Source organism: Ruegeria sp. HKCCA0370, assembly GCF_013033705.1.
Taxonomy (GTDB): domain Bacteria; phylum Pseudomonadota; class Alphaproteobacteria; order Rhodobacterales; family Rhodobacteraceae; genus Ruegeria.
On the sequence record NZ_WQEP01000008.1, the window covers coordinates 39,475 to 62,165 of the forward strand.

At 58.6% G+C, this 22,691-nt stretch carries 23 protein-coding genes; 9 read left to right on the top strand and 14 right to left on the bottom strand.

All coding sequences use genetic code 11. The features are described from left to right. Nucleotides 1-3 precede the first annotated feature (3 nt). The gene (locus GOW31_RS16085; protein ID WP_171171633.1) at nt 4-702 is read right to left on the bottom strand and encodes a fumarylacetoacetate hydrolase family protein; all 699 of its coding nucleotides are present in this window, start codon (nt 700-702) and stop codon (nt 4-6) included. Nucleotides 703-1,310: 608 nt separating this feature from the next. Next, nucleotides 1,311-1,745 (bottom strand): homoprotocatechuate degradation operon regulator HpaR, encoded by a 435-nt coding sequence (hpaR, locus tag GOW31_RS16090; protein WP_170345758.1) that lies wholly within the window; start codon nt 1,743-1,745, stop codon nt 1,311-1,313. A 232-nt stretch (nt 1,746-1,977) separates the two neighbouring features. Here hpaR and GOW31_RS16095 point away from each other — a divergent pair, with 232 nt between their 5' ends. After that, on the top strand, nt 1,978-2,748 hold the full coding sequence (locus tag GOW31_RS16095; RefSeq protein WP_171171415.1) for an aldolase/citrate lyase family protein: 771 nt from the start codon (nt 1,978-1,980) through the stop codon (nt 2,746-2,748). A gap of 4 nt (nt 2,749-2,752) precedes the next feature. On the opposite strand, the gene GOW31_RS16100 is transcribed toward GOW31_RS16095, so the two are convergent. Beyond that, nucleotides 2,753-3,895 (bottom strand): DUF3095 domain-containing protein, encoded by a 1,143-nt coding sequence (locus GOW31_RS16100; protein ID WP_171171417.1) that lies wholly within the window; start codon nt 3,893-3,895, stop codon nt 2,753-2,755. A 141-nt stretch (nt 3,896-4,036) separates the two neighbouring features. On the opposite strand from GOW31_RS16100, the gene GOW31_RS16105 reads away from it, so the two are divergent. The 5 genes from GOW31_RS16105 (at nt 4,037) to GOW31_RS16125 (ending at nt 9,661) form a co-directional block, all read left to right on the top strand. Continuing rightward, complete coding sequence (locus tag GOW31_RS16105) at nt 4,037-5,209, top strand: MFS transporter (protein WP_171171419.1); 1,173 nt, start codon at nt 4,037-4,039, stop codon at nt 5,207-5,209. A gap of 23 nt (nt 5,210-5,232) precedes the next feature. Beyond that, nucleotides 5,233-6,267, top strand: a complete 1,035-nt coding sequence (locus GOW31_RS16110; protein WP_171116821.1) for a glycosyltransferase family 4 protein — start codon at nt 5,233-5,235, stop codon at nt 6,265-6,267. Between the two features lie 111 nt (nt 6,268-6,378). Further along, complete coding sequence (locus GOW31_RS16115) at nt 6,379-7,401, top strand: aspartate-semialdehyde dehydrogenase (protein WP_171116819.1); 1,023 nt, start codon at nt 6,379-6,381, stop codon at nt 7,399-7,401. Nucleotides 7,402-7,552: 151 nt separating this feature from the next. After that, nucleotides 7,553-8,479 carry a DMT family transporter gene (locus tag GOW31_RS16120; protein WP_171171421.1) on the top strand — a complete coding sequence of 309 codons (927 nt, stop codon included), beginning with the start codon at nt 7,553-7,555 and terminating at the stop codon, nt 8,477-8,479. Between the two features lie 264 nt (nt 8,480-8,743). Then, a complete protein-coding gene (locus GOW31_RS16125) occupies nt 8,744-9,661 on the top strand; it encodes an endonuclease/exonuclease/phosphatase family protein (protein ID WP_171171423.1) in 918 nt (305 codons plus the stop codon). A 47-nt stretch (nt 9,662-9,708) separates the two neighbouring features. On the opposite strand, the gene GOW31_RS16130 is transcribed toward GOW31_RS16125, so the two are convergent. Then, nucleotides 9,709-10,245, bottom strand: coding sequence for an SRPBCC family protein (locus tag GOW31_RS16130; RefSeq protein ID WP_171116813.1), 537 nt, complete (start codon nt 10,243-10,245; stop codon nt 9,709-9,711). Between the two features lie 98 nt (nt 10,246-10,343). Beyond that, nucleotides 10,344-10,994: a carbonic anhydrase gene (locus GOW31_RS16135; RefSeq protein WP_152459543.1), complete on the bottom strand. Its 651-nt coding sequence runs from the start codon at nt 10,992-10,994 to the stop codon at nt 10,344-10,346. 144 nt (nt 10,995-11,138) lie between these two features. Here GOW31_RS16135 and GOW31_RS16140 point away from each other — a divergent pair, with 144 nt between their 5' ends. From GOW31_RS16140 to GOW31_RS16150, 3 genes are all read left to right on the top strand, one after another. Beyond that, nucleotides 11,139-11,528: a hypothetical protein gene (locus GOW31_RS16140; RefSeq protein ID WP_171171424.1), complete on the top strand. Its 390-nt coding sequence runs from the start codon at nt 11,139-11,141 to the stop codon at nt 11,526-11,528. A 63-nt stretch (nt 11,529-11,591) separates the two neighbouring features. Next, nucleotides 11,592-12,974: a M17 family metallopeptidase gene (locus GOW31_RS16145; RefSeq protein ID WP_171171426.1), complete on the top strand. Its 1,383-nt coding sequence runs from the start codon at nt 11,592-11,594 to the stop codon at nt 12,972-12,974. Next, the gene (locus tag GOW31_RS16150; protein ID WP_171171428.1) at nt 12,971-13,708 is read left to right on the top strand and encodes an NlpC/P60 family protein; all 738 of its coding nucleotides are present in this window, start codon (nt 12,971-12,973) and stop codon (nt 13,706-13,708) included. Before GOW31_RS16145 ends, GOW31_RS16150 begins: the two co-directional genes overlap by 4 nt. Here GOW31_RS16150 and GOW31_RS16155 read toward each other — a convergent pair. The 9 genes from GOW31_RS16155 to GOW31_RS16195 form a co-directional block, all read right to left on the bottom strand. Continuing rightward, on the bottom strand, nt 13,705-14,055 hold the full coding sequence (locus GOW31_RS16155) for a DUF2794 domain-containing protein (protein ID WP_171171430.1): 351 nt from the start codon (nt 14,053-14,055) through the stop codon (nt 13,705-13,707). The two genes, GOW31_RS16150 and GOW31_RS16155, sit on opposite strands and share 4 nt — an antisense overlap. 73 nt (nt 14,056-14,128) lie before the next feature. Further along, nucleotides 14,129-15,793, bottom strand: coding sequence for an iron ABC transporter permease (locus GOW31_RS16160; RefSeq protein ID WP_171171635.1), 1,665 nt, complete (start codon nt 15,791-15,793; stop codon nt 14,129-14,131). Nucleotides 15,794-15,915: 122 nt separating this feature from the next. After that, entirely contained in the window at nt 15,916-17,133 is a 1,218-nt protein-coding gene (locus tag GOW31_RS16165; protein ID WP_171171637.1) for a phenylacetate--CoA ligase family protein, read from the bottom strand. A 19-nt stretch (nt 17,134-17,152) separates the two neighbouring features. Next, nucleotides 17,153-17,986, bottom strand: coding sequence for an ABC transporter ATP-binding protein (locus GOW31_RS16170; protein WP_171171432.1), 834 nt, complete (start codon nt 17,984-17,986; stop codon nt 17,153-17,155). A gap of 109 nt (nt 17,987-18,095) precedes the next feature. Continuing rightward, the gene (locus GOW31_RS16175) at nt 18,096-19,379 is read right to left on the bottom strand and encodes an ABC transporter substrate-binding protein (RefSeq protein ID WP_152459550.1); all 1,284 of its coding nucleotides are present in this window, start codon (nt 19,377-19,379) and stop codon (nt 18,096-18,098) included. 74 nt (nt 19,380-19,453) lie between these two features. Further along, nucleotides 19,454-20,530: a branched-chain amino acid ABC transporter permease gene (locus GOW31_RS16180; protein WP_152459551.1), complete on the bottom strand. Its 1,077-nt coding sequence runs from the start codon at nt 20,528-20,530 to the stop codon at nt 19,454-19,456. 3 nt (nt 20,531-20,533) lie between these two features. Further along, a complete protein-coding gene (locus GOW31_RS16185) occupies nt 20,534-20,791 on the bottom strand; it encodes a hypothetical protein (protein ID WP_171171434.1) in 258 nt (85 codons plus the stop codon). 3 nt (nt 20,792-20,794) lie between these two features. Beyond that, a complete protein-coding gene (locus GOW31_RS16190; RefSeq protein ID WP_171171436.1) occupies nt 20,795-21,781 on the bottom strand; it encodes a branched-chain amino acid ABC transporter permease in 987 nt (328 codons plus the stop codon). A gap of 29 nt (nt 21,782-21,810) precedes the next feature. After that, nucleotides 21,811-22,629 carry an ABC transporter ATP-binding protein gene (locus tag GOW31_RS16195; RefSeq protein WP_171116793.1) on the bottom strand — a complete coding sequence of 273 codons (819 nt, stop codon included), beginning with the start codon at nt 22,627-22,629 and terminating at the stop codon, nt 21,811-21,813. Nucleotides 22,630-22,691: the final 62 nt, after the last annotated feature.

Genomic DNA, 22,691 nt, shown 5'->3' on the forward strand with positions numbered 1-22,691 from the left:
GGCCTATTCCGCGTCCGTCAGGGTCAGTTTGATCGGCTCCAGCCCGTCAATCTCTCCTGTTATGATGTCGCCGGCCACAACCGGGCCTACGCCGGCCGGTGTACCTGTCAGGATCAGATCGCCGGGGCGCAGATGGTAGAAACCGGACAGATGGCTGACGATTTCATCGATCTTCCAGATGAGCTCTTCCAGGGTAGCGTCCTGACGTAGTTCGCCGTTCACGCTCAGCCGGATATGTTTGCCATCGTCCGGCGACCAGTCCGCGGCAGGGGTCAGCGGCGCGAAGACTGCTCCGTTTTCGACGTCCTTACCCAGATCCCAAGGCCGCTGTTTGTCCCGCTCGCGGAGTTGCAGATCGCGGCGTGTCATGTCGAGTGCACAGCCATAGGCATAAACCGCATCCCAAGCCTGCGCACTCGAGGCACGAATTACCGGTTTTCCGATTGCCAGCGCCAGCTCCATTTCGTGATGGTAATTCTTCGTCCCCGCCGGGTACGGAACCGTCGCGCCGGACAGGATTGCGTTTGGCGCGGATTTGGTGAAATAGAAGGGCGCATCGCGATCCACCTCATTCCCCATCTCTGCTGCATGCGCGGCATAGTTTCGCCCGACGCAGAAAATGCGCCCGACAGGGTACCCGGCCGTCTCGCCAACGACAGGAATGGTTATAGGATCGGGAAGGGAAAACAGGCTGTTTGACATCGTGGTTCCTGAATTTTTCATCGCTGCCATCTTACGCCCGCCAGAGCTGCCAGCAAGCCGGGATTGCACGCTGGATTTCGCCAATATCCAAGAGTTGTTTCAGCGCGAACCTGCTCAATTCTGACCTGAACGCCCAGTGCCGTTCCAATGCTGTTTCACATCCGTCTTTATTGATGCACCGGAACTTGGACAGATCGGAAATTAACTTGGCTCTGGCGCAAGTCGGGCTAGGTTTTAAATAGGAATTGCGGGGCGCATCTATCTTGAGGTGTGCGATGGCAGCAAATCACCGCACATGCGGGAACATTCGGCCAGAATGACGCCAAGTCATCCCTTGCGGGCCAGGTTTTCCTTAGGCAATTGCCCAAGACTGTTTCGGAGAGCATAGGTGCGCGGCCTTTCCCCCAAAGGCCAAAAGGCCCTAATCAGAGCCACATTTCCGGCTCGCCATATACTCCGATGCGCAGGCCGGACCGTCAGGCAAGGCGTGACGCAACCGGCCTCAGGCCAGGCCTAACCCAAATCCAAGTCTGGCCACCCCGTCGGAGATCGCCCCTAAAATCTCCGGCGGGGTCTTTGCATATGACACCCATGTTCGGCGACCGGCATCAGGTATCCAGGTCGTTCAACTCGTTCAGAAGATCCAGCAACAATTCGTGTTTTTCCGGCCCCAGGCGGGAACGAATGCGTTCCGCCTGCGCCATACTGGCGGGCTGATTGGCGTGAATAATCTGAACGCCACGCTCGCCGATCTCGACAATCTGGCGACGCCGGTCAGCCGGGTGGCATCGTCGGGAGATCAGGCCGCGATGCTCCAGTTTTTGCAGTATCCGTGTCAGGCTTGGCAGTAACAGACAGGCGCGTTCGGCAATATGCGTCGGTTCCTGCGGGCCTTCTTCGTTCAATACGCGCAACACGCGCCACTGCTGTTCGGTGACACCGGCGTCGGCCAGCATTGCTCGGATGGGTCCCATAACCTTTTCCCGCGCCCGCAAAAGCGCAATGGGCAAAGATCGCGACGTCAGTGGGAGGTCGTCGGTCATGCCAAAATTATCGCCGAAATCCGTGATTTACGCAAGGGAACCCTCGGCTTTCGGTTTGAAGCACAAGAGCCGCCGGGACGCCGCCGCCCTTGCGTGACGCGCCTTTGCCGCCGTCGATCCGATGACGCCAAATTGCATTAAAACTGGACAATTTCGCGCCACGGAAGAAGATGTGGAAACGGCCGCTTTCGCGACCACGTGGCGCTGAAGGTTTTGCAACAAAGGAAACAGTATGGCTGCGCAGCAGAACGCGTTCAAACAGGCTCTGAAAAAGGGAACAATGCAGATCGGGTGCTGGATGAGCTTTGCGGAGCCCATAGCGGCCGAGATGATGGGAACCGCCGGTTTTGATTGGCTGGTAATCGATGGAGAGCATGCCGCAAACGATATCCGGTCGATCCGGGACCAGCTTCTGGCGCTTGCGGCAAGCGACTCTCATGCGGTTGTGCGGGTTCCCGTGGGTGAGACCTGGCTGATCAAGATGGTTCTGGATGCGGGTGCTCAGACCGTTCTGGTTCCGATCGTGGAAAGCGCCGAGCAGGCGCAAGAGCTGGTTCGGGCCTGCCGTTATCCCCCTGCCGGTGTCCGCGGCGTGGGCGCGATGGCATCGCGGGCGACGATGTACGGATCGGTCGGAGATTATATTCAGACCGCAGATCAGGAGATTTGCCTGTTGTTGCAGGTGGAAACCCGCGCCGGAATTGCTGCTCTGGACGACATTCTGGATGTTGAAGGCGTGGATGGCGTATTCATAGGCCCTGCTGATCTGTCGACCGATATGGGCCATCAGGGCAACAGCGCGGCACCCGAGGTGCGAGCGGTTATCCGGGATGCACTGGCCCGAATCAAGGCCGCAGGCAAAGCGCCGGGCATTCTGGCCACAAATGACGAGACCCGTCAGGCATATCTGGATATGGGCGCACAGTTCTTGGCGGTTGGCATTGATGTGATGCTGCTGACGCAAACGGCACGTGATCTCGCCGCACGATGGAAAGCCGACTGAACGTTCAACGGACCATGGCCGCTGCGGCTTGGGCGTATCCGCCCGAAGCACCGTCGACGAAATGCACATGATCGTCCCGTGTGGCCGACGGGACGAAACAGGTCATCATCGCCTCGTCCTGCACGTGCAGACCGTATCGGATTTTGCCGCGCCCGCGCGCTTCTTTCAGCAAGTGTTCGATCTGTCGCAAAGTGGCCGGGTCACAATCCAACGTCATCTTCAGGCCATCATCGAACTTGCGGAAATCGGCATTGCTGCTGACCATCATCCTGTAATGTTCGGGTTCAAACTGTCCCAGCTTCTTGCCTGTTTTGAACAATATCGCGATCAGCAGGTTCTGAAACAGAAGAACGAGCTTGTGCAGAAACAAATTCCGCCCGTTGCGCGAAACATGCGCGTCAATGTCGAGGCCGGGGGGCGGCCACGTCATGGGCGGACCATTCGTCGGCACCGGATGACCTGCGCGCTCCAGCTCTTCTGACGCGGACAGAACCGATTGCGCAAGGTCGGCAAAGTCGCGTTCAGTTGCCGACGCAGTGGGTTCAACAACCAGTGACACGATCTGACCGTGCCGCGCCGGGCTGTTGGACCATCTGCATGACAGGCCTGTCAGGTCCGGCTGCGCACCCGGTTCGGCAGGCGCGATCATATGATGACCCGCTTTCATCTCTGCTTCGGCCCAGGCCAAGCCTCCGCCAGAGAACATGGCATAATCCACCCCGGAAGAGGGCGCAAAACGAGCGACGCGCAAGTCCCTGCCTGCTTTTCGGATATCCGCCACCGACACCAGCGCCGCACGCAACGGCATGGAAAACTCTTCTTCCGCCCAGCGCCGCATGGCTGACAGAGTATCCCGCGCTGCTTCAATTTCGCTGGGGGGGATCGCAAACGCCGCCCCGTCGCCGCCAAAGACATAGGGAAACAACTTGCCGCCCATCGCGTTTATCATCGCCGAGATAACAGCAGCCCCCACGGTGTTGACGGTTTTGTATCGTCCCCGCGCGATCTCGCCGGTTGAATCGACTATGTCGGCAACCCCCAGAAACCAGTCGTCGGGCACCGGCGAAAACTGCGCCGGGTCCGCCAGACGGGTGAAATCCCTCAGCAGGGGCAGGTTTTCGTAAAATGCGGAATGGAGGTCTTTCATTTTCCCCCTCGAAATCAAACTTCTGGCAATGATAGCCGGAATGCGGCCCGAGTCCTCGTTTTGAAACATAGTACACATGCTTGTGCGTTGCATCATTGCGTGCCAAGCATTCCTTTCGGATGAGCGAAAAAGAGGCGGGATATGCAGGCGGGTTTGGTGGTTTTGTGCCTGGGCTATGTGCTCAGCCAGTTTTTCCGTGCATTTCTGGCTGTGCTCAGCCTGGATCTTGAACGCGATATCGGCGCTACACCCGAAGATCTGGCCTTTGCATCCGGCCTTTGGTTTCTGGTGTTCGCTGCAATGCAAATCCCGGTCGGCTGGGCGCTGGACAAGGTTGGGCCCAGGCTGACCGCAGCCGCGCTTCTTCTGGTTGGCGGTGCAGGAGGATCCGCAATTTTTGCGGTCGCGACCTCACCGTTGCATGTCAGTGTTGCCATGGGCCTGATCGGGGTTGGGTGCTCTCCGGTTCTGATGGCTTCCTATTTCATCTTTGCCCGCGAATACCCGCCTGCGAAATTCGCGACGCTGGCCGCCGTCATGCTGGGTGTTGGCTCGGTGGGCAATCTCGTGGCCTCTTATCCGACTGCGCTTGCGGTCGAATGGATGGGATGGCGCGCCACCATGGTTGGGCTGGCCGTGATATCTGCTGCGATTGCTTTGGGTATTTGGCTGAGCCTGCGTGACCCAGCAAAGGTTGATACGGAACACAAGGGTTCACTTCTGGACCTGTTGAAAGAGCCTGCACTGTGGCTGATCATGCCTTTGATGCTGGTGGCCTATGCGCCCTCTGCCGCGCTGCGCGGGCTATGGGCCGGGCCGTATCTGAACGATGTCTTCGGGCTCAGCACCACCCAGATCGGCACCGCGACTCTGGTCATGGGGTCTGCGATGATCGTCGGTACCTTTGTCTACGGACCGCTGGATCGCGTCTTCGGCACTCGGAAATGGGTTATCTTCACGGGCAACGCGCTGGGTGTCGTGGCGCTGACCCTGCTTTGCGTTTGGATCGACCATGCCACATGGCTGTCCGTTCTGCTGTTGGCTATCATAGGGTTCACCGGGGCCAGTTTTCCGGTCATCATGGCCCATGGTCGGGCCTTCGTTCCCGCCCATCTGGTGGGCCGAGGCGTAACCCTGTTGAACCTTTTCGGAATCGGAGGGGTCGGCATCGCCCAATTTGTCACCGGGCGCGTCCACGCGGCCACGGTAGACATCAGCCCCTCTGCACCCTACACAGCGACATTCGGCTTTTTTGCCATCTCGCTTGCCATTGGCTGCGTGATCTATCTATTCAGCCGGGACAGCGTCGACTGACGCTAACCCCGTCAGGAGAGCCCATGTCTGACCCGCGCGTCATTGCCCCCAATCTCAAACGCAGGCTTTCGGGCGTGACGGCAACGATTGCGCGGCTGGTGCCGTTGCAGGTGCAATGGATCGACATTGCAGCCACTGGTCCGGGCCTGCCTGCCGATATCCCGCATATCCCGCTTGGCCGCCTACCCTTTCTGTCGCGCAAAACCCTGCGCGTCTGGCACGCCCGCCGCAATACCGAGATGCTGTTGGGTCTGTTCCTGCGCAACATCCTGCGGCTGCGGCTGAAACTGGTGTTCACCAGCGCGTCGCAACGGGCGCATACGGGCTATACCAAATGGCTGATCGACAAGATGGATGCCGTGGTCGCAACCTCGCGCAAAACCGCCGGGTATCTGGATCGGGATGCACAGGTGATCATGCATGGCATCAACCTACAGGACTTTACCTCGCCCGAGGATAAAACGGCCGTTCGCACCCGGTTGGGCCTGCCTGATGGCCTGCTGCTGGGCTGTTATGGCCGCATCCGCCACCAGAAGGGTACTGACGCCTTTGTGGATGCAATGATCGACCTATGTGGCCGCTTTGACGATGTGCATGGCATCGTCATGGGCCGCGCCACGGAACAACACACCACCTTTCTGTCCGAATTGAAAGACAAGGTCGCGGTGGCGGGCCTGTCCGACCGTATCCTCTTCATGCCCGAGGTTACAGTCGACCAGATCGCCGAATGGTATCAGGTTCTGGACCTCTTCATCGCACCCCAGCGGTGGGAAGGCTTCGGCCTGACCCCGTTGGAGGCGATGGCCTGCGGCGTACCCGTCGTGGCCACCGATGTCGGTGCGTTCTCTGAGATCGTCACCGACCCGTCATTGGGCCATGTAGTGGAGCCCGGCGATGTCCCGGCATTGGCCGATGCCGCCGCCCGGATGCTGGAAAACCGCGATTCCCTAGCGCAATCCGGCCTCGCCGCCCGCACCCATGTCGAGCAGAATTTCGACATCCATCGCGAAGCAAAGACCCTTGTCGCCCTCTACGAACGGCTTTTGACCGACACCTGAGGCGATGCGCCGCGTCAAATCGGTGTCATCAGACGAAATCTGACCCGAAAACCCTTTTTTCTTTGCTGCAACGCGGCTATGAACGCGCGTCCTTAACTTTGGAGACATGAAATGGGCTATCGCGTCGTTGTCGCCGGCGCCACGGGTAACGTGGGCCGCGAAATGCTGAACATTCTGGCGGAACGCCAGTTCCCCGTCGATGAACTTGCCGTGCTGGCAAGCCGTCGTTCGCTGGGTACGGAAGTAAGCTTTGGCGACAAGACACTGACCACCCAGGACATCGACACCTTCGATTTCACCGGCTGGGACATGGCCCTGTTCGCCATCGGCTCGGACGCAACCAAGACCTATGCCCCCAAGGCGGCTGCGGCTGGCTGTGTGGTGATCGACAACTCGTCGCTGTATCGCTATGACCCCGAGATCCCTCTGATCGTGCCGGAATGTAACCCGCAGGCGATCCACGACTACAAGAACAAGAACATCATCGCCAACCCGAACTGTTCGACCGCGCAGATGGTGGTGGCACTCAAGCCGCTGCATGATCGCGCCAGGATCAAGCGCGTCGTGGTGTCGACCTATCAGTCGGTGTCGGGCGCGGGCAAGGAAGGCATGGATGAACTTTGGGATCAGACCAAGGCGGTTTATAACCCCACCACAGACGTGCCGCCGAAGAAATTCCAGAAGCAGATCGCCTTCAACGTCATCCCGCAGATCGACGTCTTCATGGAAGACGGCTCGACCAAGGAAGAATGGAAGATGGTTGTCGAGACCAAGAAGATCGTCGATCCGTCGATCAAGGTCACCGCGACCTGTGTCCGCGTGCCGGTTTTCGTCGGCCATTCCGAGGCTGTGAACATCGAGTTCGAGGAATTCCTGGACGAAGACGAAGCCCGCGACATCCTGCGCGAAGCACCGGGCATCATGGTGATCGACAAGCGCGAAGCGGGTGGCTACGTCTCGCCCGTCGAATGCGCGGGCGATTTCGCCACGTTCATCAGCCGTATCCGCCAGGATTCGACCATCGAGAACGGTCTGAACCTGTGGTGCGTCAGCGACAACCTGCGCAAGGGCGCCGCCCTGAACGCGGTGCAGATCGCGGAACTTCTGGGCCGCGAGGTTCTGAAAAAGGGCTGACATCCCGATTTTCGTCAAAGCTTGAAAACCAGGAAACCCGCTGATTGTTCAGCGGGTTTTTTTGCGTTTTCCTATAGCCGGTTTACAGACGACGTGACGGTTCGGTCAGGTTGCTGATGCCAACGGAAATACTGCATGGTAGGTGTCAAAGATGGGCCGGCCAACATCAACCAAGCACGATCCAATACCCTACGCCCTTGCCGGGGCGGGAGTGTTCTTTGCATCCATCTGTTTTGGCTTTGTACCCTATTTCAGCCGAGGTCTCATTGACCAGGGACTCGCGCCCTACGCAGTTGCGTTTTATCGGTACATTTTGACGGCGATCCTATTGTTGCCCACCCTTTTTAAGCATCGTTCAAACCGGCGGGAATTAGTCTGGGGTATGGCTGCGGGGGCAGTCATGGGGCTTGGGTGGGTCGGATATGTTACCGCACTTGAAACAGTGCCGGCATCAACGGTGGGTGTTCTTTACATGACCTACCCGGTGTTTACGATCATCATCGCTTGGGCGATATTCGCCGATCCGCCGACGCGGCGCAGCCTTGTTGCGGCCGGTTTGATTGTTCTTGCGGCAGGCATTGCAGGGTCTCCGGCATCCGTACCGATTGACCAAATTCCAACGTTGCTTGTCTCTTTGGCTGCACCTTTCGGATTTGGCTTCGGCATATGCGTGCTTGTACACCGTCTTTCGCGAATTGCTCCTTTGGCCAGGATAGCGTCGGTTTCGTTGGGATCGGTCGTCGGGCTAACCCCTTTGATTATCTCTTCGGAAATTGACGAAGTCCTGCCAGCAGGCGGCAGTGACTGGTTTCTGATCGTCGGGATCGGTCTTATGACGGCACTGGTTCCCCAGCTGATTTACACCGTCTGTTCCCCTGTCATCGGGGCATCGCGCACGGCCGTTATCGGCAGCATTGAACTGCCGACAATGTTTGCCGTGGGCGTTTTTGCTTTCGGTGAAACAATCACAGGTGCGCAAGCAGTGGCCTGTGCCTTGGTTTTGAGCGCCATCGCACTTGCACAAAGTCGCGCAACACGAACCGTTACCACCGTGATCAGCAGTCAACGTCACAGGTGAGTCCGCGCCCGAGGTGGCCCGTCAATGCGCTCAGCAGAACCGGCTCGGATCACCTCTCCCACCAAACCGGCACCTTCCGGTCCATCACCTGCATCCATCATGGCTGCGCTATGAACCTCGATTAGGGTACAGTCTTGCGCGCGGTGAAAATCGCCAACCTGTTGACAAAACCAGAGCCGCTTGCCACCTAAAACTGAACCTTGTTCGTGGCGGATGCCGGAAGTCCGAATAATAGTGTCTCGTGCAGGGAAAAAGAGGCAGGGCATGCACATTTCGACCAGACGCAGGATTGCCAGAACCCTGACCATCGGATGCACATGCATTCTGATGATACTGGTCGTCATTGGCTTTACGGGGCAGGTTTTTGCCGTAGGAGATTCAATCGCTCTGCTCCGGCCTCAGGCTGGTGTTTTGCTTCTCCCCTGCGCGGTAATTCTTCTTTTCATGCGCGCCAGATATCTTGCATTGGCCACCTTGCTCTTTTCCGGGGTGGCCATCGGGTCCATCGCGGCCAGCGTTGCCGCGCCCTCGGACGATTGCGACGACTCCTGCCTGACGCTGTACCAGAAGAACCTCATGAGCAAAGCCTGGCCCCGGTATTCGCTGGCCGATGATATCCTTGAATCAGACGCTCAGATCGTGACATTGCAGGAAGTCTCCAGCCACAATCGCAAGTACATGAGCAATCTGTTCGAACATTACCCCGAACAGGCGATCTGTGAATTCCGTCCTGAACAAAACGTCGCCATCCTGACGACCTTGCCGATTGTCGAGAGCTCGGAATTCTGTCTGCAAGGTTATGGGCTTGTGGGGTTACAGGTCAAAGCGCCCGGCGGTGACTTGGTCTGGGTTGTTTCAGTTCATCTGAACTGGCCATTTCCTTACGACCAGTCCAGGCAAAGCCAGGTGATTGCCGACCGCATCAGCCAGCTTGAAGGACCGGTTCTGATTGCCGGGGATTTCAATATGGTCCCCTGGGGCGAAAGCGTCAGACGGATCGGAGCAGCCGCAAACAACCAAAGTTTTGGAACCGTCCTGAACACCCACAACCTCGGCAGTTGGAAAATCCCATTGCCGATAGACAACCTGTTGTTCCCCAAAGGCACAACCGGAACGGTTGAGCTGCGCCCCTTCATGGGATCCGATCACCTGGGAAAGCTTGCCCGGTTTCGACTGGGCTAGGACTTCGGTCAAGCACGCCGACGCATGCTTCCATACAAACAAGCGGCCTAGCTTTGGTTTTCAACCAGTGCTTTCAGATTGGTCAGACCACGGTCATAGTCCTCGCCCACCCACGTATCCATCATCAACCCCATCCAGCGGGACATGGGGTTCAGGCCCAGATCCGAGTCAAACCCCCAGGTCACTCTGGTTCCCGCCCCGTCAGGCTCAAGGATGAAGGACGCTGTGGCAGTACCCATCGGGCCAAAATCCAGCGCCGTTTTGACCCGTTGGTTTTCCACGCTTTCGACGATTTCCTGTGATCCCGTACCGACCTGCGGGTGATCCGACGCCCAGTTCAGAGTGTTTCCGACCCCGGCGGCAGGGCCGGAATAAGTCAATTTGGTTTCGGGGTCCCGGTGCAGCCACGGAGACCACTTTTCGGTTTCCTGCATCGAATTCACGTAAGGAAAGATGGCGCTTGGCGGCGCGTCGATCGCGATGCTACGCGAAACTTCCGCCTTTCCCGGCAACAGATAGGAAACCGCGACCAGAACCAGAATACAAACGACCAATCCAGCGAAGATGCGCTTGATGACTTTCATGGCAGGCTCCGATTTTCATTTGTAATGAGTGGAGTATACCAAAAACAGCCCTGAATCCGAGCCGCCATTGCTGTTTCGGATCTCCAGCTCTGCCGCTATCAAACCGGGACGAACTTTTTTTGGTAAGGATCATAGCTTTCAAGCCCGCCTGCGCCGATATCCGTCCACAAGCCGTGCAAGCTCAGCGCGCCTTGATCAACGGCTGACGAGACGAAGGGGAAGGTCATCAGGTTTTCCAGCGAAGCGACAACCGATTGACGTTCGAACTGCCGGGCCTGTTCGACACCGTCCTCGATATCCGCGACCAGTTCGAATTTCGGCTTCAGAATATCCATCCAGCGGCCAACAAAGCTGTCCTTGGCATCCAGCTGCGGCGCCTGCCCCTTGCACATGTCGATGCAGCCCTGCACGCCGCCGCATTGCGAATGCCCCAGCACGATCAAATGAGCGACCTTGAGCGCCGTTACGGCATATTCGATGGCGGCGCTGGTGCCGTGGTGGTCCCCGTCCGGAGCATAGGGCGGCACCAGGTTGGCGATATTGCGGTGAATAAAGAAATCGCCCTGGTCAGCGCCGAACATGGACGTGACGTGAACCCGGCTGTCGCAGCAGGATATGACCATGGCGCGGGGGCGTTGCCCTTCATCGGCGAGACGGCGATACCAAACCTGGTTTTCCGAATATGTTGTGGCCTTCCATCCGTGATACCGTTTTACAAGGTAGCTCGGCAGAGGTTTGGCAAATTCCATTTCAATGTCCCCGTTCTTGTCGCTGACGGATGATCTAAACCGAATTCAAAGAAAATTCGAGCCATTATCCAGTTTCCCTGCAAGGTTTTGCAAAGGAATTTTCTGCCAGGATCAACACCGCGCCGTGGGGGCGTTTGAACTAGGGTGAATGTGGTGGAAAAGATTATCACGCTTGAACACAAGGAATCCGTCCGTCTGGACTCGGATCAATTAAGCGGGCTGTACCGGCAACTTGGCGACAAGAATGCGCTGGATGTTCTGTGTCGCACGGTCGAAGAGCTTGCCGTGCGCCTGTCAAACTGCGAACGCTACTGGCGTCGGCGCGAATGGGCGGACCTGCGCAAATGCGCCAGGTCACTGGTCGCTATATCCGAACAGATCGGGATGACGGCCCTGGCCCAGGTGGCGGGTGACGTGGCCTACACCGTCGATGCCGGTGACGCCGTTGCGGCGGGCGCGACGCTTGGGCGTTTGATCCGCGTGGGCGAACGATCGTTGACCGCCGTCTGGGACCAGCAGGACCTTTCCGTCTGACAGGGGTTGCGGGCAGATCATGCGCGGCTAGTCTGTGCGCAGAAACCATCAGCCGAGACGCCCATGACCCTGTCCTTCGCCCCATCCTCTGACCCGTCCATACCGCTTCATGTGATTGCGCAGCCGGATTTGGACAGTTGGTTGCAGGACCAGCCGGATACCGTCCGGGCCTGGGTTGCCGCAAACGGGTTTACAGGTGCGATGGGGCAGACCCTGCTGGTGCCAGGCGCGCATGGCGCGGTTGATTTTGTGCTGGCCGGGTATGGAACAGAAGACAAGCGCGCGCGAAAAAGGTTCCCATTGGCCGCCGCAGCCATGGCATTGCCCGAAGGAACCTATTATATCGCTTCCGGCATTCCCGCTGATCGTCTGGAGATGGAGTGTTTGGGCTGGTTGATGACAGGCTACGCCTTCGACCGCTACGCGTCTCAATCCGCTGGAACTGCGGCGCTGGTTGCGCCCGAAGGTGTCGACGCCAACCGTATCGAAACGATGGCCAATGCCGAAGTTCTGACCCGCGATCTGTTGAATACGCCAGCCTCGGATATGGGTCCTGAGCAGTTGCAGCAGGCGGCCGAGGCTCTGGCCGGCGAATTCGGTGCCGCGTGCAGCGTGTTCAGCGGCGCGGCCTTGCTGGAACAGAATTTTCCCATGATCCACACCGTAGGGCGCGCCGCCGAACAGGCCCCCCGGCTGATCGAGCTGAATTGGGGCAGCGGCGGCCCCAAGCTGACTCTGGTCGGCAAGGGGGTGTGTTTCGATACGGGCGGATTGAACCTGAAACCGGGCGCATCCATGGGTCTGATGAAGAAAGACATGGGTGGCGCGGCCAATGTGTTGGGGTTGGCGCGGATGATCATGCAGCTGGGTTTTCCCCTGCAATTGAGGGTCCTGATACCGGCGGTCGAAAACGCGCTTGCCGGAAATGCCTTCCGCCCAGGGGACATCCTGACCTCTCGCAAGGGACTGACGGTCGAGATCAACAATACGGATGCCGAAGGGCGTCTGGTGCTTGCTGATGCGCTGGCGCTGGCGGCTGAAGGAGAGCCCGATCTGGTGATCTCGATGGCGACGCTGACCGGGGCCGCCCGTGTGGCTGTGGGCCCCGATCTGGCACCGTTCTACACCGATGATCAGCGCTGCGCGTCTGCCCTGTCGCATGCCGCAGAGGCTTCGGCTGATCCGGTCTGGCGCATGCCGTTCCACACGCCCTATGAAGCGATGATTGAACCCGGCATCGCCGATCTGGACAACGCGCCGTCGGGCGGGTTTGCAGGGTCGATCACAGCCGCCCTGTTTCTGCGCAGGTTCGTGGGCGCATGCCGCTACATCCATTTCGACATCTATTCCTGGCAGCCCAGCAAAGAACCGGGGCGCGCCAAGGGCGGTCTGGGTCAGGGGCCGCGTGCCGTGCTGACGGCGTTGTCGGAGATATTGGAACTGTGACACGCCATCGAATTTCCGCACCCGTTGTCGATTTGCTGCGCAGCCCAGACGGGCCACGTGACCGGCAATTGTTGTTCGGTGATACGGTTCGGATCGACGAAACAAAGAGCGGGTGGAACAGAGTCATCGCAGACAAAGACGGGTATACCGGCTGGTTGCGATCAGATCAGCTGACGGCGGATGCGCCTGCGACGCATTGGATCACGGCGCCTGCAACGCATGCCTACCAGGAAGCGGATTTCAAAAGCCGCGATCTGGTGTCGCTGAGTTTCGGAAGCAAAATCCAAGCCAGGACCGAGACGGACCGGTTTGTTGAAACCGAACTGGGATATATCCCAAAGGTACACACGGCGCCGATGACCGCAAAGCCTGACGACCCGGTCGAAGTGGCCCAGCTGTTTCTGGGCACACCCTATTTGTGGGGTGGCAACAGCCGGTTCGGCATCGATTGTTCCGGGTTGGTGCAGGCGGCGCTTTTGGCTTGTGGCCTGCCGTGCCCCGGCGACAGCGGCGATCAGGAACGCGCTTTGGGCAAAACCGTGATCGAAGGAGCCCCTGCGCAACGGGGTGATCTGTTGTTCTGGAAAGGGCACGTGGCCTGGGTTTCGGGCCAAAACATGCTTTTGCATGCGAACGCCAGTCATATGGCGGTGGTATTCGAACCAATGGATCAGGCGATCCGCCGCATATTGGATCAGGGTGACGGGCCCGTCACGGCCCACATAAGGCTCTAATCCGGGTTTACGGCCCGGATCAGCTTGCGTTCCAGCACCCGCAGGACTGCCTGCAGATCGTGGCCGCGTTTCAGGATGCGGCCATCCATACCTATGACGGAATACATTCCCTGCCGGGACCTCAGGCGCGGGTGTTTTTCGACGCGGTAGATCGGATGTTCTGCGGTGCGCCGAAAAATTGAGAACACCGCCATGTCGCGCAGGTTGGAAATACCGTAGTCGCGCCATTCTCCGGCGGCGACCATCCGACCATAAACGGATAGGATTTGAGACATCTCATGCCGGTCGAAAGCCACGGGCATCTGCGCTGCGCTTGCCGAGAACCGGCTGGGAGGCTGCATATTCATACCTCCAGCCTTGCCGGAAATCGTGTTTGAATCAAGCCTGATGCGCAGTTGTCCTACAATTGCGACACAAGTGTTACCGTCGGCCGACCTGACGGCAGATCAGGATTACAGGCAACAGACCTACCGCCAGAATGACCAGCGAAGGCACGGCGGCGCCCTCCAGCCTCTCGTCCGAGGCCAGCCGATACGCCTGCACCGCCAATGTGTCGAAATTGAATGGGCGCATGATCAGCGTGGCGGGAAGCTCTTTCATCACGTCTACGAACACGATCAGCAGGGCCGTCAGCAGAGAGGGGGTCAGAATCGGCAGGTGAACCCGTCGCAATGTTCCCAAAGGCGTCTGACCCAGTGAACGGGCTGCGGCATCCATATTCGCATGTACAGTGCTTTGGCCCCCCTCATAGGCGCTAAGCGCGGCAGCCAGGAAACGCACCATGTAAGCAGCGACCAGCAGCCAGATCGAACCTGTCACCAACAGCCCCGTGGACACGTCGAAGGTCTGTCGCATCCAGACGTCCAGCGCGTTGTCAAAACTCGCAAAGGGGACGATCAAACCAACTGCAATGACGCCACCGGGAACGGCATATCCCAGACGCGCCATATATGCGGTCGCAGACGAAGCGCGCCCGGGCCTCAGGCGTTGAAAGAACCCGACACTGATCGCTGCAAAGACGGTGATGACCGCCGCCGTACCAGCAAGAATCAACGAGTTCTGGATGAAGCCGATATAACGCTGCGACAGCAGGTTCTGTTCGGAGTCCAGGCCCATCTCGACCAGAATGACGGCGGGCAGCAAAAAACCGAAAAGAACGGGTATTGCACACAGCAGAAATGCCCCGCAGGCGCGCAGACCCGTCAGATTTGCCGCCGGTTGCGCCACATGCTGTTTCCCCGCCTGATAGTATTTTGCCTTGCCACGCTGGGTGCGCTCGGCCACGGCCATGATCAGGGCAAAGACCAGCAGGCACAGGGCCAGTTGCGCCGCTGCCGTACGATCGGCCATGGAAAACCAGCTTGTGTAGATCCCGGTGGCAAAGGTCTGCACACCGAAATACGACACGGTTCCGAAATCTGCGATGGTCTCCATGACGGCCAGCAGAACGCCGCCTGCAATGGCGGGTCGCGCCATCGGCAGTGACACGCGCCGAAAAGCCAGCCATGGATTGTTGCCCAGAGCCCGCGCCGCCAGAAACGCGGTTGCGCTTTGTTGCAGGAACGCAGCCCGCGCAAGCAGATAGACATAAGGATAAAGCACAAGGATCAACATGACCGCCGCACCCTCGGTCGAGCGGATTTCCGGGAACCAATAATCGCGCGGGCCCCACCCCGTTACATCACGCAGCGTGCTTTGAACGATGCCCGGGTGATCCAGAATGAAAGTGTAGGCATAGGCCAGAACATACGCCGGAAAGGCCAGCGGAAGGACCAGTGCGATCTCTAGAAACCGCACGCCGGGAAAACGGGTCATCGTTACCAGCCAGGCCGCCCCGGTGCCGATGCTGAACGTGCCGGCCGCGACCAGGACCACAAGAATCAGGGTCGTCGCGATATAGCCGGGCAGCACAGTCTCCATCAGGTGCGAGATCGTGTCCGTTCCCCCGGTTACAGCCGCCAGGACCACGGCGATCATCGGCAAAAGGCATGCGGCAGCCACGACATAGGCGATCCCCGCCAGCAGTCGGGTACCGCGTACACCGCGATTGCGCGATCCATTCTGTGAAAACTCGATTTCGGCCATCATCCCGGCTTGTGATTGGCAAAGGCGAAGGGTTCGCCTTTAATCGACCAAAAAGCTCGGAAACACCAGTGCATCGGTCAACAAATCTGCGGCACAAACTGCCGCAGATCTGAAAAACACCGCTATTCGTAGACGCGCTGATCCTCGATCACCACCCCGTCCTTGGGAAGGGATCCGGGTGCCACGACCTCGATCGCACCTTTCAGTTTCAACACTTCGGCCACTGACTTGGCGTATGCCGGGTCGTCACCGCGTGGGCTTTCGATCCGGACAGTCATCGTGTCCATCTCACCCTGGCGGGCTGCGATGACGCGGGCTTTGACAATTTCCTCATGCTTGTCGACCAGGGCCGCAACCTGTTCCGGGCGTACGAACATTCCCTTGATCTTGGTGGTCTGATCGGCGCGACCCATCCAGCCTTTGATCCGGGTGTTGGTCCGGCCACAGGGCGAGACACCCGGCATGACGGCAGAAAGATCCCCGGTCGCAAAGCGGATCAGCGGGTAGTCCGGGTTGAGAGAGGTCACGACAACTTCGCCCACCTCGCCCGGCTCTACCGGCGTTCCGGTTCCGGGCGTCACGATTTCGACGATCACGTGTTCGTCGATGATCATCCCTTCCATCGCGGCGCTTTCATAGGCGATGTTACCCAGATCCGCCGTCGCATAGCATTGCAGGCACGAAATACCGCGATCCGCATATTCCTGCCGCAGGGACGGGAACAGCGCGCCACCACCAACAGCGGCCTTGGAGAAATTCAGCGAAACGCCCATCTCGTCGGCCTTGTCCAGGATGACCTTTAGATAATCAGGAGTGCCCGCATAGGCGGTGCAGCCAACGTCACGCGCGGCTGTCACCTGCAGTTCGGTCTGCCCGGTTCCCGCCGGCAAAACGGCAGCACCAACTGCGCGGGCACCGTTTTCAAAGATCATGCCAGCCGGCGTCAGGTGATAGCCAAAGCAGTTCTGAACAATATCGCCAGCTGCAACACCAGCGGCATGCAGGAACCGGCCCATACGCCACCAGTCGTGATCGGTGCTGCCCGGTTCATAGATCGGCCCGGGGGACTGGAACACGTGATGAAAGTGGCGCGCAGGCTTCACGGTGAAACCACCAAAAGGGGGGCGCTCCGCCTGCGCGCGGATCAGGTCCGACTTGCGCAGCACCGGCAGCATCGGCAAATCATCTGCCGAAATCACCTTGTTAGTGTCTGAATCAGAAAAATGTGCAGCAAACCCGGGTGCAGATGCAGCACGCTTGATCTGCTCTACCAGAGCTGCAGCCTGATCCGAAGCGCGTTCGTCCGCCGAGCGTGTTTCGAGTGCGTCGAAATAGGTCATCGCGATATCCTCCATCCGCTCACAGCCACCTCTTGCGGCGACGATAGGACCGCACATCGCGAAAACTCTTGCGGCCTTCGTCAGACATGCCGAGGTAGAATTCTTTGACATCCGGATTCTCGCGCAGTTCTGCGGCCGGGCCATCCATCACAACGCGCCCGGATTCCAAAATGTATCCGTAATGCGCGAACCGAAGGGCAACATTTGTGTTCTGCTCGGCCAACAGGAAGGAAACGCCCTCTTTCTCGTTGAGATCCTTCACGATACCGAAAATTTCTTCGACCAACTGCGGCGCCAGTCCCATCGAAGGTTCGTCCAGCAGGATTGTCTCGGGGCGCGACATCAGTGCCCGGCCCATGGCGACCATCTGCTGTTCACCACCCGACGTATAGCCTGCCTGCGAGCGGCGGCGCTCTTTCAGGCGGGGAAAGTAATTGTAGACCAGCTCCAGATCCTGCTGGATCGCTGCGCTGCCGTCCTTGCGGGTATACGCGCCCGTCAGCAGGTTTTCTTCAACCGTCAGGTGTTCGAAACAGTGACGGCCTTCCATCACCTGAATCACGCCTTTTTCAACCAATACGGCGGGGTCGCTTTCGTGTACGCTTTGGCCACGATACTTGATCGTGCCTTTCGTGACCTCGCCGCGTTCTGAATGCAGCAGGTTAGAGACTGCTTTGAGCGTGGTCGTCTTGCCCGCGCCATTGCCCCCCAGCAAGGCCGTGATACCGCCCTTGGGCACAGTCAGGCTTACGCCCTTCAGCACGAGGATCACGTGGTTGTAGATCACCTCGATATTGTTGACCTCAAGCAGGGTTTCCGCCTGCACGTCAGTGGTTTGTGCCGCATCAAGCATCAGCGCGTGTCCTCATGCCTGTCCCCTTCGGGACTGTTCGTGAGGAGCGGCGGCAAACCGCCGCTCCGGTTGTCTGCACCGCCCCGGAATGTCCGGGGCGATCAGTTTATCATTCACAACGCGGAGAGATGTTGTTTTCAGCCGCATATGCGCCCGAGTCTTCTTCGATCAGCGCGCTGATCACCTCGACATCGGTCGGTTTGAAATCCTGAACCGGGTTCCAGGTTCCTGCTGCCGCATCCCACTGAACGACGCCCACAAGACCGGGTCCGCCATGGTTTTCACAGCTTACCGCGAATTCGGGTCCAAAACCTGCCATGCCCAGACCTTCCATCTTGGCATTGGTGATCTCCAGCGCTTCCATTCCGTCACGCATCATCGATGCGTCGATATCGGCGGTTCCGTGCATCTCCTGTGCGGTCTTCACGGCTTCGGCTGCCAACATCGCGGCATAGAGACCACGGTTGTACTGAACCGTTCCCAGCTGATCACCTGCGCCGGCGGCTTTACCGGCATCCACAACGTATTTCTTCAGATCGTCGTAGACCGGATAGTCCATACCCAGGCCGGTGAAGGTCAACGCTTTATAGCCATTGGCTTTTTCACCTGCCGGCTCAACGTCAAATTCCGCGCCCGACCACCAGACGCCGATGAAATTTTCCATCGGGAAGCGGATGTTGGCGGCTTCCTGAACCGCGACCTGGTTCATGACGCCCCAGCCCCACATGATGACATAGTCAGGCTTTTCACGGCGGATCTGCAACCACTGCGACTTTTGCTCCTGACCGGGATGGTCAACGGGCAGCAGGGTCAGTTCATAGCCATGCTTTTCGGCCAGGGTTTCAAGTGTGCGGATCGGTTCTTTGCCGTAGGCAGAGTTGTGATAGACCAGCGCAATCTTCTTGCCGCTCAGATCTCCGCCATTTTCATCCAGCAGATAGTTGATCGCGCCGGATGCACCGTTCCAATAGTTGGCCGGATAGTTGAACACATGGCTGAACACCTTGCCGTTGGCAGCCGAGGTCCGGCCATAGCCCATCGTGTGCAGCGGGATGCCGTCTGCCGTTACTTTCGGGATCAGCTGATAGGTGATGCCGGTCGACAGAGGCTGATAGACCAGGGCGCCTTCACCCTTGGTCGATTCATAGCATTCCACACCTTTTTCGGTGTTATAGCCGGTTTCGCACTCGATAACCTTGGCCGGAACGCCACCGATACCGCCATCGCGTTCGTTCAGCAGGGTGAAATAGTCCGCATAGCCATCCGCGAACGGAATGCCGCCCGCTGCGTATGGGCCAGTCCGGTAGCTGAGCGATGGGAACACCAGGTCGGCCATGACCGGACCTGCGGCCATCACGGCGCCCAGCGCCAGGGTTGCCAGTTTCTTGTTCATCGGGTGTGTCCTCCCTTGATTGATCCGATGTTGAGTTTCGGGCTTCGCACCCGTCTTTTCCTTGGGCCTGCCCCTTAGTGCGGGAACGGCCAGAGTCTGAGTTTCTCTTTCGCCACGCGCCACAGCTGTGCCAGCCCGTGTGGTTCTAGGATCAGGAACATGATGATCAGCGCACCCACGATCACCAAGTTAAGATGCGCGACGATGTCAGTGGGCCAGCCCAGCAAATCAACGCCAACAAGTTTCAGAACCACCGGCAGCAACACCAGGAAAGCGGCCCCGGCAAAGGATCCAAAAATAGACCCTAATCCGCCGATAATGACCATGAACAGAACCAGGAACGATTTCTGGATCCCGAACACCTCGCCAACCTCAACCGCGCCCAGATAGACCGCGAAAAACAGCGCGCCCGCGATACCCACAAAGAACGAGCTTACGGCAAAGGCGGTCAGTTTCGCCTTGAGAGGGTTCACCCCGATGATCTCGGCGGCGATGTCCATGTCGCGGATCGCCATCCATGTCCGCCCTGTCGTACCACGTGTCAGGTTGCGCGCAACGATGGCGCAGGCGGTCAGGAAAATCAGACAGAACAGATAGGTGGCCCAAGCCGATGCATTCGGACCGGTGATGATGATGCCGAACACATCCCGTTCCGGCGCGTTGATCTGCCCCGAAGCCGAGTAGTTGTAGAACCACGGCACCCGGTTGAACAGCCAGACCAGAAAGAACTGCGCCGCCAGCGTCGCCACCGCAAGATAAAACCCCTTGATCCGCAAGGATGGCAAGCCGAACAGCACGCCCACGATGGCAGTGATGCCACCGGCCAGGATCACGTGGATGAACATCGACACGTCTGGAAAGGCGGTCATCAGCTTGTAGCAGGCATAGGCCCCAACGGCCATGAACCCCCCGGTACCCAGGCTGACCTGCCCGCAATACCCCACAAGAATGTTCAGCCCAATGGCCGCGATCGCATAGATCAGGAAGGGCAGCAGAAGTGCGTTGGCCCAATAGTCGTTGATGATGAACGGGATGATCCCGAAGGCCACCGCCAGCACCACATAGTACCGATACCGATCGAACTTGATCGGGAAAGTCTGGCTGTCATCCACGTAGGAGGTTTTGAAATCTCCGGCCTCACGATAGAACATGTCTTACTTTCCCCATTGTTCCTGCGCCCGGTTCCGGGCTTCGGCGTCCAGTTGATTGGACCTTTTGGCATATCCGCTCGCCTCCGAGGCGCGCACCAGCTTCAAGTAGGCCAGAACCCCCATGATCAGCCCTGCAAAGGCCAGGATCGCTGCAATCGTCAGTTGGCCTTCGGTCAGATCGTCTGATGTGAGGGCGATGTAGCCAAAGGCCCAGAACCCCGCCCATGCGATCACGTTGATGATGGCGATCAGTTTGGTCATGCCCTACACCCTCTCGATGATCTTTTCTCCGAACAGGCCCTGCGGACGGAACACCAGGAAGATCAGCGCCAGCACATAGGCAAACCAGTTCTCGGTTGCGCCACCGACCAGCGGGCCGATTGCGAATTCGAACAGCTTTTCACCCACGCCGATGATCAGACCGCCGACAATGGCACCGGGGATCGAGGTGAACCCGCCCAACATCAGCACCGGCAGCGCCTTGAGTGCGATCAGCGACAGTGAAAACTGGACCCCCGATTTGGTGCCCCACATGATGCCCGCGACCAGAGCAACGAACCCGGCCACCGACCAGACCATGACCCAGATGAAGTTGAGCGATATGCCCACCGACAGCGCCGCCTGATGGTCATCCGCCACCGCGCGCATGGCCCGGCCCTGCTTGGTGTACTGGCTGAACGCCACCAGAGCGGCCACCAACAGCGCCGCAATGATCGTTGCCACGATGTCCAGATTGTCGATGAAGAAGCCGTAGTCGAAGATGTTATAGGTGGTCTCGTCAATCCACAGATTGATGCCCTGCGGCAGACCCACATCCAGCGTCTTGATTTCAGACCCCCACATCAGGTCGGCCACGCCTTCAAGGAAGTACGCCAGACCAATGGTCGCCATAAACAGAATGATCGGTTCCTGCCCCACCAGATGGCGCATGACGAACCGCTGCACGGCCCAGGCCAGCAACACCATCACACCCATCGTCAGAATGATCGCAAACAACGCTGGCACATTCCACCCGAAATAATGGATATGGGTGCCGAAAGTCGCGTTGATCAGATGCGCAAACGGCACCTGCCCATTCATGATCCCGACCAGCGTCATGGCCGCGAACAGGGCCATAACCCCTTGGGCGTAATTGAAAATACCGGACGCCTTGTAGATCAGCACAAAGCCCAGCGCGACCAGCGCATAGAGCACCCCGGCCATCAGACCGTTGAGGATGACCTCCATCGCGAAGATAAGTTGTTCAGGCATGCCAGCCCCTCTCTAATTCTGCCCAGAGCTTAATCATGGCTGACCCCCAGATAGGCGTCGATGACTTCCTGGTTGTTGCGCACCTCATCGGGTGTGCCGTCGCCGATCTTCTTGCCGTAATCCATCACGACCACCCGGTCGCTGAGATCCATCACAACGCCCATATCGTGCTCGATCAGGGCGATGGTGGTGCCGAATTCGTCATTCACGTCCAGGATAAACCGGCTCATGTCCTCTTTTTCTTCGACGTTCATGCCTGCCATAGGCTCATCCAGCAGCAATAGTTTGGGTTCCGCCGCCAACGCCCGCGCCAGTTCGACGCGTTTTTTCAGGCCATACGGCAAGCGCGACACAGGCGTTTTACGAATGTGCTGAATCTCAAGGAAGTCGATGATCTTCTCGACCGCCTCGCGGTTTTGCACCTCTTCCGCTTCGGCCTTGCCGCGCCAGATCGCCTGCTGGAGGATGTTGGTCTTCATGAAGTTCAGACGACCTGTCATCACGTTGTCCAGAACGCTCATACCCTCGAACAGGGCGATGTTCTGGAACGTCCGCGCGATTCCCTGCTGGGCGACTTCAAAAGGCCGCATCGGCGGGCGCCTGGACCCATGGAACCAGACCTCGCCTTCCTGCGGAACATAGAAGCCCGAGATCACGTTCAGCATCGAGGATTTCCCGGCGCCGTTCGGCCCGATGATGGCGCGGATCTCGCCCTCGCGGATATCGAACGAGATATCCTTGATCGCCACCACACCGCCAAAACGCAGGGTGATGTTCTTCATTTCCATCACCACACCGCCGATCTTGCGACCGTCTTCGGTGACATATCCTTCGGAATTATCCAGCATCGGTCACTCCCTGACTTGCGCGAAAACGGGACGGCGGGCGGGGCGATGACCGCAGGTCGAGC

Excerpts from the sequence above, each read along its gene's own strand:
- GOW31_RS16085 (WP_171171633.1), bottom strand. The coding sequence starts at position 702 with ATGTCAAACAGCCTGTTTTCCCTTCCCGATCCTATAACCATTCCTGTC.
- hpaR (WP_170345758.1), bottom strand. The coding sequence starts at position 1,745 with ATGACCGACGACCTCCCACTGACGTCGCGATCTTTGCCCATTGCGCTT.
- GOW31_RS16095 (WP_171171415.1), top strand. The coding sequence starts at position 1,978 with ATGGCTGCGCAGCAGAACGCGTTCAAACAGGCTCTGAAAAAGGGAACA.
- GOW31_RS16100 (WP_171171417.1), bottom strand. The coding sequence starts at position 3,895 with ATGAAAGACCTCCATTCCGCATTTTACGAAAACCTGCCCCTGCTGAGG.
- GOW31_RS16105 (WP_171171419.1), top strand. The coding sequence starts at position 4,037 with ATGCAGGCGGGTTTGGTGGTTTTGTGCCTGGGCTATGTGCTCAGCCAG.
- GOW31_RS16110 (WP_171116821.1), top strand. The coding sequence starts at position 5,233 with ATGTCTGACCCGCGCGTCATTGCCCCCAATCTCAAACGCAGGCTTTCG.
- GOW31_RS16115 (WP_171116819.1), top strand. The coding sequence starts at position 6,379 with ATGGGCTATCGCGTCGTTGTCGCCGGCGCCACGGGTAACGTGGGCCGC.
- GOW31_RS16120 (WP_171171421.1), top strand. The coding sequence starts at position 7,553 with ATGGGCCGGCCAACATCAACCAAGCACGATCCAATACCCTACGCCCTT.
- GOW31_RS16125 (WP_171171423.1), top strand. The coding sequence starts at position 8,744 with ATGCACATTTCGACCAGACGCAGGATTGCCAGAACCCTGACCATCGGA.
- GOW31_RS16130 (WP_171116813.1), bottom strand. The coding sequence starts at position 10,245 with ATGAAAGTCATCAAGCGCATCTTCGCTGGATTGGTCGTTTGTATTCTG.
- GOW31_RS16135 (WP_152459543.1), bottom strand. The coding sequence starts at position 10,994 with ATGGAATTTGCCAAACCTCTGCCGAGCTACCTTGTAAAACGGTATCAC.
- GOW31_RS16145 (WP_171171426.1), top strand. The coding sequence starts at position 11,592 with ATGACCCTGTCCTTCGCCCCATCCTCTGACCCGTCCATACCGCTTCAT.
- GOW31_RS16155 (WP_171171430.1), bottom strand. The coding sequence starts at position 14,055 with ATGAATATGCAGCCTCCCAGCCGGTTCTCGGCAAGCGCAGCGCAGATG.
- GOW31_RS16160 (WP_171171635.1), bottom strand. The coding sequence starts at position 15,793 with ATGGCCGAAATCGAGTTTTCACAGAATGGATCGCGCAATCGCGGTGTA.
- GOW31_RS16165 (WP_171171637.1), bottom strand. The coding sequence starts at position 17,133 with ATGACCTATTTCGACGCACTCGAAACACGCTCGGCGGACGAACGCGCT.
- GOW31_RS16170 (WP_171171432.1), bottom strand. The coding sequence starts at position 17,986 with ATGCTTGATGCGGCACAAACCACTGACGTGCAGGCGGAAACCCTGCTT.
- GOW31_RS16175 (WP_152459550.1), bottom strand. The coding sequence starts at position 19,379 with ATGAACAAGAAACTGGCAACCCTGGCGCTGGGCGCCGTGATGGCCGCA.
- GOW31_RS16180 (WP_152459551.1), bottom strand. The coding sequence starts at position 20,530 with ATGTTCTATCGTGAGGCCGGAGATTTCAAAACCTCCTACGTGGATGAC.
- GOW31_RS16185 (WP_171171434.1), bottom strand. The coding sequence starts at position 20,791 with ATGACCAAACTGATCGCCATCATCAACGTGATCGCATGGGCGGGGTTC.
- GOW31_RS16190 (WP_171171436.1), bottom strand. The coding sequence starts at position 21,781 with ATGCCTGAACAACTTATCTTCGCGATGGAGGTCATCCTCAACGGTCTG.
- GOW31_RS16195 (WP_171116793.1), bottom strand. The coding sequence starts at position 22,629 with ATGCTGGATAATTCCGAAGGATATGTCACCGAAGACGGTCGCAAGATC.